The organism is Variovorax paradoxus (assembly GCF_000834655.1).
GTDB lineage: Bacteria > Pseudomonadota > Gammaproteobacteria > Burkholderiales > Burkholderiaceae_C > Variovorax > Variovorax paradoxus_F.
The window spans coordinates 14694-29803 of record NZ_JXQQ01000048.1 but is presented as its reverse complement, the minus strand read 5'-3'; the positions used below and the strand labels follow the sequence as shown (position 1 = coordinate 29803).

The window sequence follows — 15110 nt, the reverse complement described above, 5'->3', positions numbered from 1 at the left end:
GCGGCTTTTTTTTCGCGTCACGCTACGGCCAGAACTCCAGAAGAACTTCGAAGGAACCCAGCGCCATGGCCGAAACCCTTCCCACCGTCGAACTGCGCGAAGAGATGCGCGGGCCCGTCATGTGGCTCACCATCGACCGCGAGGAGCGGCGCAACGCGATCAACGCCGCCGTGCTCGCCCGCCTGTCCGATGCCCTCGCGCGCGCCAACGGCGATGCCGCGGTGCGCGCCGTCGTCATCACCGGAGCCGGCACTCGGGCTTTCTGTGCGGGCGCCGACCTGCAAAGCGGCACCGCGTTCAAGTTCGATTACGCCGAGCCCTACCAGGGCTTCGCCAACCTCTTTCGCCAGGCGCGCCAGTTGACGGTGCCGCTCATCGCGCGCGTCAACGGCGCCTGCATGGCGGGCGGCATGGGGATCATGGCGATGTGCGACATGGCGGTGGCGAGCAGCGGTGCCGTGTTCGGCCTGCCCGAGGTGAAGGTCGGCCTCTTTCCCGCGCAGGTGCTCAGCGTGCTCGACGGCCTGCTGCCGCGCCGCGTGCTCACCGAGATGTGCATCACCGGCGAGCCCATCGCCGCCGCACAGGCGCTCGCGCATGGATTGATCAACCGCGTGAGCGACGACGTGGACGAGAGCGTCGAGTGGCTGCTCTGCCGCATGCTCGACAAGTCGCCCGCAGCCATCCGCCGCGGCCTCTACACGATGAAGAAGATCGAGGCGATGGCCTTCGAGGAATCGATGGCGTTCACCGAAAGCCAGATCGGCCTCTTCGCGCTCACCGAGGACGCAGCCGAAGGGCAGCTCGCCTTCCGCGAGAAGCGCAAGCCGCAATGGAGCGGCCGATGAGCAACGACAGCAAGGGCACCGCCGAGCGCATCGTCCGCATCGGCGGCGCCTCGGGCTTCTGGGGCGACAGCAGCGTGGGCGCGCCGCAGCTCGTGGCCAGCGGGCAGATCGACTACCTGGTGTTCGACTACCTCGCCGAACTCACGATGTCGATCCTCGCGGGCGCGCGGCTCAAGAAACCCGAGCTCGGCTATGCGACGGACTTCGTGTTGGTCGCGATGAAATCGGTGCTCGAGGATGTCGTGAAACAAGGCATCCGCGTGGTGAGCAACGCGGGCGGCGTGAATCCGCAAGGCTGCGCCGATGCACTGGCCTCGCTCGCGAAAGAGCAAGGCATCGAGCTGAAGATCGCGGTGGTGAGCGGCGACGACGTATCCGCGCTGCTGCCGCAACTGCGCCAGGCCCAGCCGCCCGTGCGCGAACTGCAGAGCGGCGCGGCGCTGCCCGAGCGCGTGCTCACCGCCAATGCGTACCTCGGCGCGCGGCCGATCCAGGCTGCGCTCGATGCGGGCGCGCAGGTTGTCATCACCGGCCGCTGCGTCGACTCGGCCGTCACGCTCGGCGTGCTGATGCACGAGTTCAAGTGGCAGCCCGGCGACCACGACCTGCTCGCCGCCGGCAGCCTCGCGGGCCACATTATCGAGTGCGGCTGCCAGGCGACCGGAGGCCTGCACACCGACTGGGACACCGTGCCCGACTGGCCGCACATCGGCTACCCGATCGTCGAGTGCAGCGCGGACGGCAGTTTCGTCGTCACCAAGCCCGCGGGCACCGGCGGCAAGCTCACGCCGGCGGTGGTGGGCGAGCAGATGCTCTACGAGATCGGCGACCCCGCCGCCTACCTCCTGCCCGACGTGACGGCCGACTTCACGCAGGTGCGCATCGAACAGGCGGGCGAACACCGCGTGCACGTTCACGGCGCGCGCGGCCGTGCGCCGACCGCGAGCTACAAGGTCAGCGCGACCTATGTCGACGGCTTCAAGACCGCGGCGCAGCTAACCATCGTGGGCTTCGATGCGGCCGCGAAGGCACGGCGCACGGGCGAGGCGATCCTCGCGCGCACCGGCGAACTCTTCGCGCAGTCCGGCTTCGGCCCCTACAGCGCCACGCACATCGAAACGCTCGGCGCCGAGTCCTGCTACGGCCCGCATGCGAATGCACAGGTGCTGCAGACGCGCGAGGCGGTGCTGCGGCTCGCGGTGACGCATCCGCGCAAGGAGGCGCTCGAGCTGTTCGCGCGCGAAGTGGCGCCGGCCGGCACCTCGTGGGCTCCGGGCACCACGGGAGCGGGCGGCGGGCGGGCTTCGGTATCGCCGTCGATCCGGCAGTACGCCTTCTTGCTCGACAAGTCGCAGGTCGAGGCCCGCGTGCGCATCGATGGGCAACCCGTCGATGTGCCGCGCACCCTTGCGCCTTCGGTCGCCGAAGTTTCCCCTCCGCGACCCGCCGGCGCCACGCGGCACCCAGCCGCACCCGAGGCCCCCGACACCGTCGAAGTGCCCCTCATCCGCCTTGCCTGGGCCCGCAGCGGGGACAAGGGCGACACCTCGAACATCGGCGTCATCGCGCGCCACCCCGCCCTGCTGCCCGTCTTGCGCAAACAGCTCTCCGAGGCGCGAGTGGCCGATTGGCTCGCGCACCTCGTCAAGGGCCGCGTCACGCGCTACGAGGTGCCGGGCATCGACGCCTTCAACTTCGTCTGCGAACAGGCGCTGGGCGGGGGCGGCATGGCGTCGCTGCGCAACGACCCGCTGGGCAAGGGCATGGGGCAGATCCTGCTGGCGATGCCGGTGCGCGTGAGCGCGGCGTTGCAGGCCCTCGTGCCCTGAAAAGCGCCGACAGCGCCACTAACACCAATCGGGACAACCGTGCGACAGCAGGGTTGACGCCGGGCGCTTAGCCTTGCGCCTGTTTCAACTCTGCCTCTTCTTTCACGATGTCCACCCTTTTCGACCCCGTACAGGCCGGCGACCTGAAGCTCGCCAACCGCATCGTGATGGCGCCGCTGACGCGCAACCGCTCGCCCAACGCCGTGCCGCCCGAGCTGGCCGTCACCTACTACGCGCAGCGCGCCACCGCGGGCCTGCTGATCACCGAAGCCACCGCCGTCAGCCACCAGGGCCAGGGCTATTCCGACGTGCCCGGCCTCTACGGCACCGAGCAGCTGGACGCCTGGAAGCGCGTGACCGACGCGGTGCATGCCAAGGACGGCAAGATCGTCGTGCAGCTGTGGCACGTGGGCCGCGTCTCGCACACCGAACTGCAACCCGATGGCGGTAAGCCCGTCGCGCCCTCGGCCATCACCGCCAAGACCAAGACCGTGCTCATCAAGGACGGCGTGCCCACCTTCGTGGAGACCTCCGAGCCGCGCGCGCTCGATGCCGGTGAACTGCCGGGCATCGTCCACGCCTATGCGGTCGCGGCCCGCAGCGCGGTGGAAACCGCCGGCTTCGACGGCGTCGAGGTGCATGGCGCCAACGGCTACCTGCTCGACCAGTTCCTGAAAGACGGCAGCAACAAGCGCACCGACGACTACGGCGGCTCCATCGAGAACCGCGCGCGCCTGCTGCTCGAAGCCACGCGCGCCGTCGTCGATGCCGTCGGCGGCGGCAAGACCGGCATCCGCCTGTCGCCCGTCACGCCCGCCAACGACGTGCACGACAGCAACCCGCAGCCGCTCTTCACCTACGTGGTCAAGCAGCTCGCGCAACTGAACCTGGCCTACATCCACATCATCGAAGGCGCCACCGGCGGCCCGCGCGAGATCGAGGACCGTCCCTTCGACTACGAAGCCCTCAAGGCCGCATACCGCGAAGCCGGCGGCAAGGGCGCATGGATGGTCAACAACGGCTACGACAAGCCGCTGGCCGACGAAGCCGTGAAGGAAGGCGACGACCTCATCGCCTTCGGCAAGCCCTTCATCTCGAACCCCGACCTGGTGCGCCGCCTGCGCGAGAACGCGCCGCTGAACGAGCTCGACAAGGCCACGATGTACGGCGGCGGCGCCAAGGGCTACACGGACTATCCGGCACTCGGCTGACGCCCGGGGCCATGGCAAGATGCGGCGGACTTTTCGTGTCCGCCACAGGAGAGAAATGCCATGGCCCGCATCGAGCAACGACTGGCCGCGCTCGGCCTCGTTCTTCCCCCGACCGTGACGCCGCCGCCCGGCGTCGTTTTGCCCTTCCAGTTCGTGCGGCTCATCGGCCGCCGCGCCATCGTCTCGGGCCACGGCCCGCTCAACGCCGACGGCACCATCGCCGCGCCGCTGGGCAAGCTGGGCCGCGAGGTGACGGTCGAGCAAGGCTACGCATCGGCCCGCCTCACGGCCCTGGCGATGCTCGGCAGCCTGCAGCGTGCGCTGGGCGATCTCGACCGCATCGCTGCCTGGACGCGCGTGTTCGGCATGGTCGCCTCGGCACCCGGCTTCGACAAGCAGCCGGCGGTGATCAACGGCTTCTCGGACCTCATCCTCGAACTCTTCGGGCCCGACATCGGCGCGCACGCGCGCAGCGCCGTCGGCATGGCGGAGCTGCCGTTCAACATTCCGGTCGAGATCGAGGGAGAGGTGGAGTTCGACGCGTGAGCGGCAACGCGACATGGACTCTCCGGCGGGCCGACGCGAGCGATGCGGCCTCCATCGCCGCATGCGCCATCGAGGCCTTTCGACACTACATTCCGCGCCTCGGTCTCACACCGATTCCGATGACCAAGGACTACCGCGCAGCGATCGCCCATGCGCAGGTCTGGGTCGCCACGCAGCAGGACGAAACCATCGCCGCGCTGGTGCTCGACATCACCGACGAAGGCTTCCTGATCGACGTGATCGCGGTGCGGCCCCAGCACCAGGGCACCGGGGTCGGCCGCGCCCTTCTCGAGCTCGCCGAGCGCGAGGCGCTCCGGCAGGGCCACGATTCCATCTACCTCTTCACCAACGAGAAGATGACCGAGAACCGCGCGCTCTACGAACGCATCGGCTATGTCGAATACAAGCGCCTCGCCTTCGCGGAGCGCACCCGCGTCTTCCTGCGCAAGCCCTTGAGGAATTGACCGCCATGCAGTTGGCCCGCATTCACCACGTCGCGATCATCTGTGCCGACTACGCGCGCTCGAAGCGCTTCTACACCCAGGTGCTCGGCCTGCGCGTCGTCGCCGAAAACTACCGCGCCGCGCGCGATTCGTACAAGCTCGATCTCGCACTGCCCGACGGTTCGCAGGTCGAGCTGTTCTCGTTTCCCGAGGCGCCCGCGCGCCCTACGCGGCCCGAGGCGCAGGGGTTGCGGCACCTGTCCTTCGAAGTGCACGACGTGCAGGCCGCCGCCGATGAACTCGCGGCGCAGGGCATCGCGGTGGAGCCGCTGCGCATCGACGAGTACACGGGCCGGCGCTTCACCTTCTTCGCCGACCCCGACGGCCTTCCGCTCGAACTCTACGAAGCCGCGCCTTGCGAAGACCTCGATGCGCTGCTGCTGAAACTCGAAGGCGCGCTGCATCTGCGCAAGGTGCGATCCAGTGCCGCGCAACTGGAGGAACTGCTCGACGACGACTTCCGCGAACTCGGTGTGTCGGGGATCGAATGGACGCGGCCCGCGATCGTCGAAGCGCTGCGCGACGAAGCTTTTTCGGAGCGAACGATCTCGGACTTCCGCGTGCAGCGCATGGCGCCCGATGTGGCGCTGGTCACCTACCGCGCGCACCGTGCCGCAATACCCGAGCGGCCCGCAGCCGATTCGCTTCGCAGTTCGTTGTGGCGACTGCGGCGCGGCAGATGGCGCATGGCGTTCCACCAAGGCACGCCGCTGCCGACGCAGCCCTAGGCGACCTCGCCGAACGCGACGCTCACGCGCAGGCCCGTGGGCTCGGCCGCCTCGAGCCGCAGCTCGGCCCCCAGCAGCTCGGCATAGCGCGACACGATCGACAACCCCAGCCCCGAGCCTTGCCCCAGCTTCTGCCCCGCGGGGCCCTGCGCCCAACGCTGCATCAGGTCGCGCTGCGCTTCGAGTGGTATGCCGGGGCCGTCGTCGATCACGCTCAGCGTACGGCCTGCGAGCTCGACCGTGATCGTGCGGCCGCCGTAGCGCAACGCGTTGTCGATGAGGTTGTCCAGGATGCCTTCGACCAGCGCTTCGTTGGCCATCACGACCACACCGTCGTCCAGGCCCCTCGCACCGAGGTCCACGCCGCGCGCATCCGCACGCGCCAGGTGGCGCAGCACCGTCTGCTCGGCCAATGCATCGAGGTGCACCGGCGCGCGGGCCAGGCTCGTGCGCGCCTCCTCGGCCAGTGCAAGTGCGAGCAACTGGTCGATCAGGTGGCTCGCGCGCGCCTGGCGCTCCGACACGCGCTCGAGCTGCTCGCGCCACACCGTGGTGTCGTGCTGCGCCAGGCCGTATTCGGCCAACGCGCGGATGCCGGCAAGCGGCGTGCGCAACTCGTGCGCCACGTTGCCCACGAACTCGCGCTGCGCCTGCACGCTGTGGCCCAGCCGCTCGAACAGCGAATTGACCGCGTTGCCGAGGCGCTGCAACTCGCGCGAGGTCTGCGCCACCGCGACCGGCGAAAGATCGCGCACGTCGCGGCGGTCGAGCGCACGCTGCAGGTCGCCGAGCGGCCGCAGGTCGCTGCGGATGCCGTACCAGAGCCACACCGCCAACAGCACCAGCAGCAGGATCTGCGGCGCCAATGCAAAGCCCAGCAGTTGCCGCACGAGCGCCGTGCGGCTCAGCGTGGTCTGCGCGATCACCACGCGGTAGGGCATGGCGATGCCGGGTTCCGCGTCGTGTTCGAGCGTCACCGCGCGCATGGATTTGCCTTGATAGGTCACGTCGGAAAATCGGTAGCGCGCGCCGCCCGCAGGCAGCGGCGCCTGCAGGTCCGACTCGCCCGAGATCAGCGAGCCGTCGAGACGCTGCACAGAGAAATGGACCTTGTCGATCTGGTCGAAGAGCACCGTGGCCACTTCGCGCGGCGTGAGCAAGAGCTCGATGCCGCGCTCGCCCGCCTGCACGTTGGCCGACAGCGCATAGGCATCGTCGAGCATGCCGCGATCGAAGGCCTGTTCGGAAAAGTAGTTGGCGATGACCAGCGCGATCACCGCGCCGAGCATCCACGTGAGTGCCAGCGGCACCAGCACGTTGCGCAGGACCCGCCGCGTGAGCGACGGTGCGATCGGGGGAACGGTGCCGTCCGTCACACCTCGGCTTCGAGCAGGTAGCCGATGCCGCGCAGCGTGCGGATGCTTGCACCCGTGCCCAGCAGCTTCTTGCGCAGCCGCGAGATGAAGGCCTCGAGTGCGTTGTCACCCAGCGATTCGTCGAAGCTGGAGAGCTTGTCGGACAGCGCACGCTTGCTCACGGTGCGGCCCGGCGGGCTCATCAGTTCCCACAACACCTCGAACTCGCGCGCGGGCAGATCGAGCGGACCACCCGCGGTGGAGAAGCGCCGCGCCTTGCGGTCGAGCTTGAGTTGGCCGAGCAGCACGATGTCTTCGGTGCCCTTCGCACGGCGCACCAGAGCGCGCAATCGCGCCTCGACTTCGGCGAGATCGAAAGGCTTGCCCAGGTAGTCGTCGGCACCCGCATCGAGGCCCGCGATGCGCTCTTCGGTGCGGCCGCGCGCGGTGAGCACGAGCACGGGCGTGCGGTCGCCGCGCGCGCGCGCCTGCCTGAGCGCGGTGAGGCCGCTTGCGAGTCCGCTGGTGGGGCTCGCGGTGGCCGGCAGGTTGAGGTCGAGCAGCACCGCATCGAAGGGTTGCACGCGCCAGAGGTGGTCGGCGTCTTCGACGTTGGTCGACACGTCGACCCGGTGGCCCGCATCCGCCAGGCTGCGCAGCATCACATCGCGCAGGACGGCGTCATCTTCGACAAGCAGGATTCGCATGGTGGTGGGGTGGTGGAAGTGTGAAGAGTTGCTGAATGAATGGGTCAGGGGCCGGTCAGTAGCTCCACACGATAGTCGTTGCATGAGCATACGACAGCAGCATGAAACAGGGGCCATTTTCATGGCCGGCGCCACGCGATGAGCGCACGCGATTCCTCTGATCAGCTGAGCATGGTGCCCCGCGAGGTGCAACGCACCGCGGTGGTCCTGCTGCATGGTTTATGCAGCACGCCTGACGAGTTGCTGACCGTGCAATCGGCATTGCGCGTCCGGGGGTATGCGGCACACCCGCTGTCGATCGAAGGCTACTCGTTCGACGCCAATGCGCCGCTGCGGCATGCCGCGCCGTACGAGCGCTGGCTCGATGCCATCCAGGCGCAGGTCGAGGCGCTTCGCGCACAGCACGACCGCGTGATGCTGGTCGGCATCTCCGCCGGCTCCTCGCTCGCGCTGGGCGCGGCCATCCGGTGCGGGCGCGACGTCGATGCGCTGGTGCTCATGTCGACCACGCTGCGCTTCGACGGCTGGGCGATTCCGCGCACGCAGTTCCTGTTGCCGCTGGCCTTCTACACGCCGCTCGGGCGCCTCTGGCAATACCGCGAACGTCCGCCCTACGGCGTGAAGAACGAACGCGTACGCGCCTGGATCGAGCGCGAGCTGCGGCATCGCAAGATCTCGCGCGCGGGCAGCTCGGTGATCGGCGTGAGCCACCTGCGCGAACACGACCGGCTGATCCGCCACGTGCGGCGCAACCTGAATGCAGTGCAGTGCGACAACGTGCTCGCGCTGCATGCCCAGCAGGACGAGGTGGCCAGCGTGGCCAACCTCGACATCCTCGCGCGGGGCCTGCGCTGCCGCGCCTTCCGCACCGTGGTCGTGGCCAACAGCTACCACATGATCACGATCGACAACGACCGCCAGCAGGTCGTGCGCGAAACAGTGTCGTTCGCCGATGCGGTCGCGCACGGCTCGATGCCCGAGCATCCCCTGTACGCATGAGCTCGCCCGAGCGAACACACTGAAAGGAACACAGCCCATGTCCTCGCCTACCTTCAACAGCATCGCGACCATCCTGGAGACCGACTTCAAGATCGATCGCAGCGACATCTCGCCCGCCACCGTGCTGACCGACCTCGGCCTCGATTCGCTCGCGCTGATGGAGTTCGTCTTCGCGGTGGAAGACGCCTTTCACCTGCGCATTCCAGAAGACCGGCTGGACCCGCGCGAAGCCGGCATCACGCTGCAGCGCCTGTGCGAGGTGATCGACACCGAGAGCAGCGGCGCCCTTGTACCCGCCGGCGAAGCGGCCCACGCATGAGCAGCGGAGCAGCCCACGCCGTGCTGGCCGCCTCCGCGGCGCGTGCCGCATCGGCACCCGTACGCGTGAGCGGCATGGGCTTCATCACGCCCATCGGCCGCACCGTCGAGGCCTTCGACGATGCGCTGTTCAACGGTCGCTCGGCCGTGCGCGCGCAGACGCTCGAGATCAAGGGCATGGACCCGATGTCGCTCGCCGTGGCGGCCTGCGATTTCGATTCGAACGGCGTGCGCAGCACCTCGCGCCTGCCGCTGGACCGCGGCACGGCGATGGCGCTGGCCGCCGCGCAGGACGCGGCCGCCGAAGCCGGACTCGGTGCCGGCAGCGTCGACCCCGAGCGCCTGGGCATCTTCTGGGGCAGCGGCCTCGCCGGCGCGGGCGCCTTCGACACCACGACCCGCGCGCTCTACGGCGAGCAAAAGCGCATGCGCCCGACGACGGTGCTCACCGTGATGCCCAACGCAGCAGTGGCGGAGCTCGCGCTGCATTTCGGCGCGCGCGGTTCGGCCATTGCCTATGCGTGCGCCTGCGCCTCGTCGGCGGTGGCCATCGGCGAGGCCATGCGCGCCATCCGCGGCGGCTGGATCGACGTCGCCATCGTCGGCGGACACGACGCGATGCTCACGCCCGGCGTGATGGCCAGCTGGCACGCAATGCGCGTGATGGCACCGCCACCTGCCGGCGCGCCCTCTTCCGCCTGCCGGCCTTTCTCCGGCGACCGCGCGGGCTTTGCCATCGGCGAAGGCGCGGCGGCGCTGGTGATCGAATCCGAAGCCCACGCACAGGCGCGCGGAGCGGGGGCTTCCCCGTTCGTGCTCGCGGGCTACGCCACCAACTGCGACGGCACGCACATCACCAACCCCGACAGCGCCGGCCAGGTGCGTGCGATGCGCGCCGCCCTGCGGGATGCGGGCATCGAGGCCTCCGACATCGGCCACATCAATGCGCACGGCACCGCCACCTCGGCCGGCGATGCAGCAGAAGCCGCATCGATCCGCGAGGTGTTCGGCAATGCCACGCCCGTGAGCGCCACCAAGGCCATCCATGGCCACGTGCTCGGTGGCGGTGGCGCCATCGAACTCATTGCGGCGTTGCGCGCACTGGCGCGCGAATCGCTGCCGCCCGTCGCGAACCTGCAGACGCCCGATGCGGCCTTCGATCTCGACTTCGTGCGCGGCGAAGCGCGCGAAGCCAAGGGCATCCGCTACGCGCTCTCCAACTCCTTCGCTTTCGGCGGCACCAACGCGGTGATCGTGGCCGGCCGTGCGGATGCATTGGATCGCTGAAGGCCTGCTGAAAAAACAACGCGGTGCATCGGCTGGTCGTTCTCGTCGTGCCCGTGTTCGCACTGCTCATGGCGTGCGAATTCGCATGGGGTTGGCTCAAGCGCCGCAACACCTACCGCTTCAGCGACACGCTCGGCAGCCTGAGCCAGGGGCTGCTGAGCCAAGCGCTTGCTGTGTGCACGCAACTCTTCCAGATCGGGCTTTACGCGATGGTCTATCCGGCCGTCGCGATCTGGACGCGGCCCTGCTTCTGGGACAGCGCCATCGGCTGGATCGTCGCGGTGCTGCTGTTCGACTTCTGCGATTACTGGCTGCATCGCGCAGGCCATGAGTCGGCCGTGTTCTGGGCCGCGCACTCGGTGCATCACCAGAGCCAGCAGTTCAACTTCTCGACGGCATTGCGGCAGGAAAGCATGGTGGCTTTCCTGGGCTGGGCTTTCTACCTGCCGATGGCGGTGGTGGGCGTGCCGCCCGAGCAGTTCGGCATCGCGGGGCTCGTCGTTCTGGTCTACCAGTTCTGGATCCACACCGAGCACATCGGCAAGCTCGGCTGGTTCGACCGCGTGTTCTCGTCGCCCTCGAACCATCGCGTGCACCACGCGGTGAACGATGGGTACGTGGACCGCAACTACGGCGGCATGCTCGTGGTGTGGGACCGCATGTTCGGCACCTTCGCCGAAGAGAACGAAGGTGCCGTCTACGGCACGCGCACGGCGCTGGCGAGCTTCGATCCGCTGCGCGCGATCCTCGGGCCGTATGCACCGCTCGTGCACGACAGCTGGCACGCGCGCAGATGGCGCGACAAGGTCGCGGTGTGGTTCAAGCCGCCAGGCTGGCGGCCGGCCGACGTGGAGGCGCGCTTTCCGCAAGCGCCGTTTTCTCTCGACGAGGCGATGCACATCCACGACCCCGAGCTGACCCGCATGCAGGTCGCCTCGGCATCGATCCACTTCGCCGGATGGGTCGGCGTGACGCTTGCCTTCCTGTGGGGCGCCGACGACCTCGCAGTTCGCACCGGGCTCGAACTCCTGGCATTGGCCGTCGGGGGTTTCTGGGCGATCGGCGCGGTGCTGGATTCGCGACTTCGCCTGCGGTGGGCATGGTGTGCGCAATGCGTGCTGCTGGCTTTGTCGGCGGCGCTGCTGGCGTGAGGCGCAGTCGGTAAGCTCGGCGCTTCCATCGCTCCGGGACTCTCACTTATGCGCAGGCTCGCCACACCTGAAGACATCGACACCGTCTTCGCGCTCTACATGCACGAGAAGGTCGTGCCCTATCTCGGCTACGACCCGATGCCGCTCGAAGACTTCCGGCCCATCTACCAGGAGATGGTCGACAGCCGGCGCTTCTTCGTCTACGAACTGGACGGGCGGATCGCCGGCTTCTATCGCGCGACGCGTTATCCGGGCCGGGTGCAGCACGTGGCCAGCCTCGGCACGCTGGCGGTCGATCCGGCGTTGCATGGCCAGGGCGTGGCGCTCGCGATGGTGAGCCAGGCGATCGACGAACTGAAGGCAGCGGGCGTCAAGCGCGTCGAGCTCTGCGTCGAAAGCGACAACACACCGGGCCTGCGCTTCTACGAGAAGCTGGGCTTCCAGCGCGAAGGCACGCTGCGCAAGTTCTACCGGCGCGCCGGCGCTGCGGAGGCCATCGACGACCACATGATGGCGCTGCTGTTCGACTGAAACAGCTCAGGGCTTCCAGCGGCGCAGCAGCAATGCATTCGCCATCACGCTCACGCTGGACAGCGCCATCGCCGCGCCGGCCACCACCGGACTGAGCAGGCCGAAGGCGGCGAGCGGAATGCCGGCCACGTTGTAGGCGAAGGCCCAGAACAGGTTCTGGCGGATCTTCGACACGGTGCGTGCCGAGAGTTCGAACGCCTGGGCCACCAGCGCGAGGTCGCCGCGCATCAGCGTGATGCCGGCGGCTTCCATCGCCACGTCGGTGCCGCCGCCCGAGGGCGCCATCGCGATGCCCACGTCGGCCGCGGCAAGCGCAGGTGCGTCGTTGGCGCCGTCGCCGACCATCGCGACGACGTGGCCGTTGCGGCGCAACGCGCTGACCTGCGCGGCCTTGTCGGCCGGCAGCACATCGGCGCGTACATCCTCCACGGCAATGCCGAGCCGCGCCGCCATCGCCTGCGCCGCGCGCAGGTTGTCGCCGGAGATCATCACCACGCGCAGGCCTCTTGCACGCAGCGTGCGAATGGCTTCGGCAGCCTCTGGCTTGGGTTCGTCGGCGAAGGCCAGCAAAGCCTGCACATGCGCGGCGCCCGCTTCGTCCAAACGCAGCAGCGCCGATACCGTGGCGCCTTGCGCCTGCAGGCTTTCGATCTCGCCTTCCGCTGGCATCGCATCGAGCTCCCTGCACCAGCGCAGGCTCGCGATGGCCCAGGTGGCGCCGTTCACTTCACCGCGAACACCGCGGCCCGGCATGGCCTGCATCGCACCCAGGGGCGGTGCCTGCACGCCGCGCTGCGCCGCGGCGCCGAGCACCGCGCGTGCAAGCGGGTGTTCGCTGCCGCCTTGAAGGCTGGCTGCGGTGGCCAGCAGTTGGTCTTCGGTGACCTCGATGCCCGCAACCGGCAGCAACGCAGTGAGCACGGGCCGGCCCAATGTCAGCGTGCCGGTCTTGTCGAAAGCCACGGTATCGACGCGGTGCGCGATTTCCAGCGAACGCGCGTCCTTGATCAGGATGCCGTGCCGTGCAGCCACGCCGGTTCCCGCCATCACCGCGACCGGCGTTGCAAGGCCGAGCGCACACGGACAGGCGATCACCAGCACGGCAACCGCGTGGATCAATGCGGTTTCGACGCCCGCGCCCGCGACGAGCCAACCGACCAGCGTGACCAGCGCAATCACCAGCACCACCGGTACGAAAACGGCCGCGACCTTGTCGACCAGCCGCTGGATCGGCGCCTTGGCGGCCTGTGCGTCCTCGACCAGGCGGATGATGCGTGCCAGCACGCTCTCGGCACCGATCGCGCTCACCTCGATGACCATGCGGCCATCGCCGTTGACCGCACCGCCCGTGAGCGCATCGCCGGGTCCCTTGGCCACCGGCAGGGGTTCGCCGGTGAGCATCGATTCGTCGACCTCGGACTGCCCTTCTATCACCCGCGCATCGGCCGGCACGCGCTCGCCGGGCCGCACGGCAAGGCGGTCGCCCACCATCACCTCGGCGAGCGGCACATCGCTCTCGCCGCGCGCGCCGACCAGGTGAGCCACTTCGGGCCGCAACTGCTGCAGCGCGCGGATCGCGGAGGTCGCCTGGCGCTTGGCACGCGCCTCGAGCCACTTGCCGAGCAGCACCAGCGTGATCACCACCGCGGCAGCCTCGAAATAGAGATGCGGCATCTCGCCGTGACCCGCATGTTCGCCAGTGGCTGCGCGCCACCACAGCCACAGCGACAACCCGAAGGCCGCGCTGGTGCCGAGTGCCACCAGCAGATCCATGTTGCCGGTGCGGGCCTTGGCCGCATGCCAGCCCGCGCGATAGAAGCGCGCGCCCAGCCAGAACTGCACCGGCGCAGCGAGCAGCAGTTGCAGCCAGGGCGGCAGCATCCAGTCTTGCCCTAACGGATCGCCGAGCATCGGCGCCAACAGCGGAATCGACAGCGCCAGCCCGATGGCCACCGGGCCGAAACCATGCCACGGCGACAATGCGGCCGCTTCGTCGGCCGCGCTGCTCGCCGCGCGCGGCTCGTAGCCTGCGGCCCGCACGGCGCGGCGCAGTCGCGCATCCATGCCGTCTGCATCGGTGGTGACCACTCGTGCCGATTCGGTCGCGAGGTTCACGCTCACGTCCTGCACGCCGGGCACGTTCTTCAACGCGCGTTCCACGCGCATCACACACGAAGCGCAGGTCATGCCGCCGACCGAGAGGTCCAGCGTGGTGGCAGTGGCAATGGCGGTCGAGGGAATCGGTTGCAGGGTTTCCATGTGCCGAAGACTAAAGCCTCACACCATGGCAAGGTCAAGGCCGAGTCCGAAGTGCCCCTTCGCTGGACATTGACATCGTGAGAGGGTTCAAACTGGCGGCGCATTTCATTCATTCATCCACCAAAGAAGGAGTCAGAACGATGAGCCAGAAATTCCAGGTCTCGGGCATGAGCTGCGGCCACTGCGTGAACGCTGTGCAGAACGCGGTGCAGACGGTCGATCCCGAAGCGCAGGTCACCGTGGACCTCGAGACGGGCCATGTCGACGTGCTGAGCGCGCAGCCGCGCAAGGACATCGTGGCGGCGATCGAGAACGCGGGCTACGCGGTTCAATGACGGGCCAGGTCGCCATCGGCGAAGCCGCGCGCCTGTCGGGCGTGTCGGCACGCATGGTCCGGCACTACGAGGGGCTGGGCCTCCTGCCGGCGGTGGCGCGCACAGACAGCGGCTACCGGCAGTACGGCGAGGCCGACGTGCACACGCTGCGCTTCATCAAGCGCTCACGCGACCTGGGTTTTTCGATGGAAGAAATCGCCGAGCTGGTAGGCCTCTGGCACAACCGCCGGCGCGCGAGTTCGAGCGTCAAGCGGATTGCACAGAAGCACCTAGGCGAATTGGAGCAGCGCATCGCGGACATGCAGTCGATGCGCAACACGCTCGCGCACCTCGTGCATTGCTGTCATGGCGATGCGCGCCCCGACTGCCCGATCCTGGACGACCTGAGCAAGGTTTAGCCAACTCTCTCATCCAGAAACACCGCGGAACCGGCTTTGCCGGGCCGCTGGTGTTGCCCCCGGCGAGGGGGTTGGAGAAGCGACACGCAGTGCGCGAAGCCTGGG

16 protein-coding genes are annotated in these 15110 nt (G+C 68.5%); 13 read left to right on the top strand and 3 right to left on the bottom strand.

All coding sequences use genetic code 11. From position 1 onward, the window contains the following. Window positions 1–65: 65 nt before the first annotated feature. From RT97_RS20385 to gloA2, 6 genes are all read left to right on the top strand, one after another. Window positions 66–848: an enoyl-CoA hydratase/isomerase family protein gene (locus tag RT97_RS20385; RefSeq protein ID WP_042580643.1), complete on the top strand. Its 783-nt coding sequence runs from the start codon at window positions 66–68 to the stop codon at window positions 846–848. Continuing rightward, the gene (locus RT97_RS20380) at window positions 845–2677 is read left to right on the top strand and encodes an acyclic terpene utilization AtuA family protein (protein WP_042580642.1); all 1833 of its coding nucleotides are present in this window, start codon (window positions 845–847) and stop codon (window positions 2675–2677) included. Before RT97_RS20385 ends, RT97_RS20380 begins: the two co-directional genes overlap by 4 nt. A gap of 107 nt (window positions 2678–2784) precedes the next feature. Then, window positions 2785–3888: an alkene reductase gene (locus RT97_RS20375; protein ID WP_042580641.1), complete on the top strand. Its 1104-nt coding sequence runs from the start codon at window positions 2785–2787 to the stop codon at window positions 3886–3888. A gap of 60 nt (window positions 3889–3948) precedes the next feature. Further along, entirely contained in the window at window positions 3949–4434 is a 486-nt protein-coding gene (locus RT97_RS20370) for a RidA family protein (protein WP_042580640.1), read from the top strand. Further along, entirely contained in the window at window positions 4431–4898 is a 468-nt protein-coding gene (locus RT97_RS20365; protein WP_042580639.1) for a GNAT family N-acetyltransferase, read from the top strand. The genes RT97_RS20370 and RT97_RS20365 overlap by 4 nt, the downstream gene beginning before the upstream one ends. A gap of 5 nt (window positions 4899–4903) precedes the next feature. After that, window positions 4904–5665 (top strand): SMU1112c/YaeR family gloxylase I-like metalloprotein, encoded by a 762-nt coding sequence (gene gloA2, locus RT97_RS20360; protein WP_042580638.1) that lies wholly within the window; start codon window positions 4904–4906, stop codon window positions 5663–5665. On the opposite strand, the gene RT97_RS20355 is transcribed toward gloA2, so the two are convergent. Both RT97_RS20355 and RT97_RS20350 read right to left on the bottom strand, forming a co-directional pair. Continuing rightward, window positions 5662–7041, bottom strand: a complete 1380-nt coding sequence (locus RT97_RS20355) for a sensor histidine kinase (protein WP_042580637.1) — start codon at window positions 7039–7041, stop codon at window positions 5662–5664. The two genes, gloA2 and RT97_RS20355, sit on opposite strands and share 4 nt — an antisense overlap. Then, entirely contained in the window at window positions 7038–7727 is a 690-nt protein-coding gene (locus RT97_RS20350; RefSeq protein WP_013538509.1) for a response regulator transcription factor, read from the bottom strand. Before RT97_RS20350 ends, RT97_RS20355 begins: the two co-directional genes overlap by 4 nt. Window positions 7728–7865: 138 nt before the next feature. Here RT97_RS20350 and RT97_RS20345 point away from each other — a divergent pair, with 138 nt between their 5' ends. From RT97_RS20345 to RT97_RS20325, 5 genes are read left to right on the top strand one after another with little or no spacing between them, the layout of a single operon-like run. Then, complete coding sequence (locus RT97_RS20345; RefSeq protein WP_042580636.1) at window positions 7866–8726, top strand: alpha/beta hydrolase; 861 nt, start codon at window positions 7866–7868, stop codon at window positions 8724–8726. Between the two features lie 37 nt (window positions 8727–8763). After that, window positions 8764–9045 carry a phosphopantetheine-binding protein gene (locus RT97_RS20340; protein WP_042580635.1) on the top strand — a complete coding sequence of 94 codons (282 nt, stop codon included), beginning with the start codon at window positions 8764–8766 and terminating at the stop codon, window positions 9043–9045. Next, window positions 9042–10331 (top strand): beta-ketoacyl-[acyl-carrier-protein] synthase family protein, encoded by a 1290-nt coding sequence (locus RT97_RS20335; protein WP_052810711.1) that lies wholly within the window; start codon window positions 9042–9044, stop codon window positions 10329–10331. The genes RT97_RS20340 and RT97_RS20335 overlap by 4 nt, the downstream gene beginning before the upstream one ends. A gap of 23 nt (window positions 10332–10354) precedes the next feature. Then, a complete protein-coding gene (locus RT97_RS20330) occupies window positions 10355–11482 on the top strand; it encodes a sterol desaturase family protein (protein ID WP_042580634.1) in 1128 nt (375 codons plus the stop codon). A gap of 48 nt (window positions 11483–11530) precedes the next feature. Next, window positions 11531–12013, top strand: coding sequence for a GNAT family N-acetyltransferase (locus RT97_RS20325; RefSeq protein WP_042580633.1), 483 nt, complete (start codon window positions 11531–11533; stop codon window positions 12011–12013). A 6-nt stretch (window positions 12014–12019) separates the two neighbouring features. On the opposite strand, the gene RT97_RS20320 is transcribed toward RT97_RS20325, so the two are convergent. Continuing rightward, the gene (locus tag RT97_RS20320) at window positions 12020–14272 is read right to left on the bottom strand and encodes a heavy metal translocating P-type ATPase (protein ID WP_042580632.1); all 2253 of its coding nucleotides are present in this window, start codon (window positions 14270–14272) and stop codon (window positions 12020–12022) included. Between the two features lie 140 nt (window positions 14273–14412). Between RT97_RS20320 and RT97_RS20315 the strand changes: the two genes are divergently transcribed. Next, a complete protein-coding gene (locus tag RT97_RS20315; RefSeq protein ID WP_042580631.1) occupies window positions 14413–14607 on the top strand; it encodes a heavy-metal-associated domain-containing protein in 195 nt (64 codons plus the stop codon). Further along, window positions 14604–15005, top strand: a complete 402-nt coding sequence (cueR, locus tag RT97_RS20310) for a Cu(I)-responsive transcriptional regulator (protein WP_042580630.1) — start codon at window positions 14604–14606, stop codon at window positions 15003–15005. The genes RT97_RS20315 and cueR overlap by 4 nt, the downstream gene beginning before the upstream one ends. Window positions 15006–15110 lie beyond the last annotated feature (105 nt).

Bases quoted from the DNA above. Each gene is read 5' to 3' on its own strand.
- cueR (WP_042580630.1), top strand. From the start codon at position 14,604: ATGACGGGCCAGGTCGCCATCGGCGAAGCCGCGCGCCTGTCGGGCGTG.
- RT97_RS20340 (WP_042580635.1), top strand. From the start codon at position 8,764: ATGTCCTCGCCTACCTTCAACAGCATCGCGACCATCCTGGAGACCGAC.
- RT97_RS20385 (WP_042580643.1), top strand. From the start codon at position 66: ATGGCCGAAACCCTTCCCACCGTCGAACTGCGCGAAGAGATGCGCGGG.
- RT97_RS20350 (WP_013538509.1), bottom strand. From the start codon at position 7,727: ATGCGAATCCTGCTTGTCGAAGATGACGCCGTCCTGCGCGATGTGATG.
- gloA2 (WP_042580638.1), top strand. From the start codon at position 4,904: ATGCAGTTGGCCCGCATTCACCACGTCGCGATCATCTGTGCCGACTAC.
- RT97_RS20315 (WP_042580631.1), top strand. From the start codon at position 14,413: ATGAGCCAGAAATTCCAGGTCTCGGGCATGAGCTGCGGCCACTGCGTG.
- RT97_RS20320 (WP_042580632.1), bottom strand. From the start codon at position 14,272: ATGGAAACCCTGCAACCGATTCCCTCGACCGCCATTGCCACTGCCACC.
- RT97_RS20325 (WP_042580633.1), top strand. From the start codon at position 11,531: ATGCGCAGGCTCGCCACACCTGAAGACATCGACACCGTCTTCGCGCTC.
- RT97_RS20345 (WP_042580636.1), top strand. From the start codon at position 7,866: ATGAGCGCACGCGATTCCTCTGATCAGCTGAGCATGGTGCCCCGCGAG.
- RT97_RS20335 (WP_052810711.1), top strand. From the start codon at position 9,042: ATGAGCAGCGGAGCAGCCCACGCCGTGCTGGCCGCCTCCGCGGCGCGT.
- RT97_RS20380 (WP_042580642.1), top strand. From the start codon at position 845: ATGAGCAACGACAGCAAGGGCACCGCCGAGCGCATCGTCCGCATCGGC.
- RT97_RS20375 (WP_042580641.1), top strand. From the start codon at position 2,785: ATGTCCACCCTTTTCGACCCCGTACAGGCCGGCGACCTGAAGCTCGCC.
- RT97_RS20370 (WP_042580640.1), top strand. From the start codon at position 3,949: ATGGCCCGCATCGAGCAACGACTGGCCGCGCTCGGCCTCGTTCTTCCC.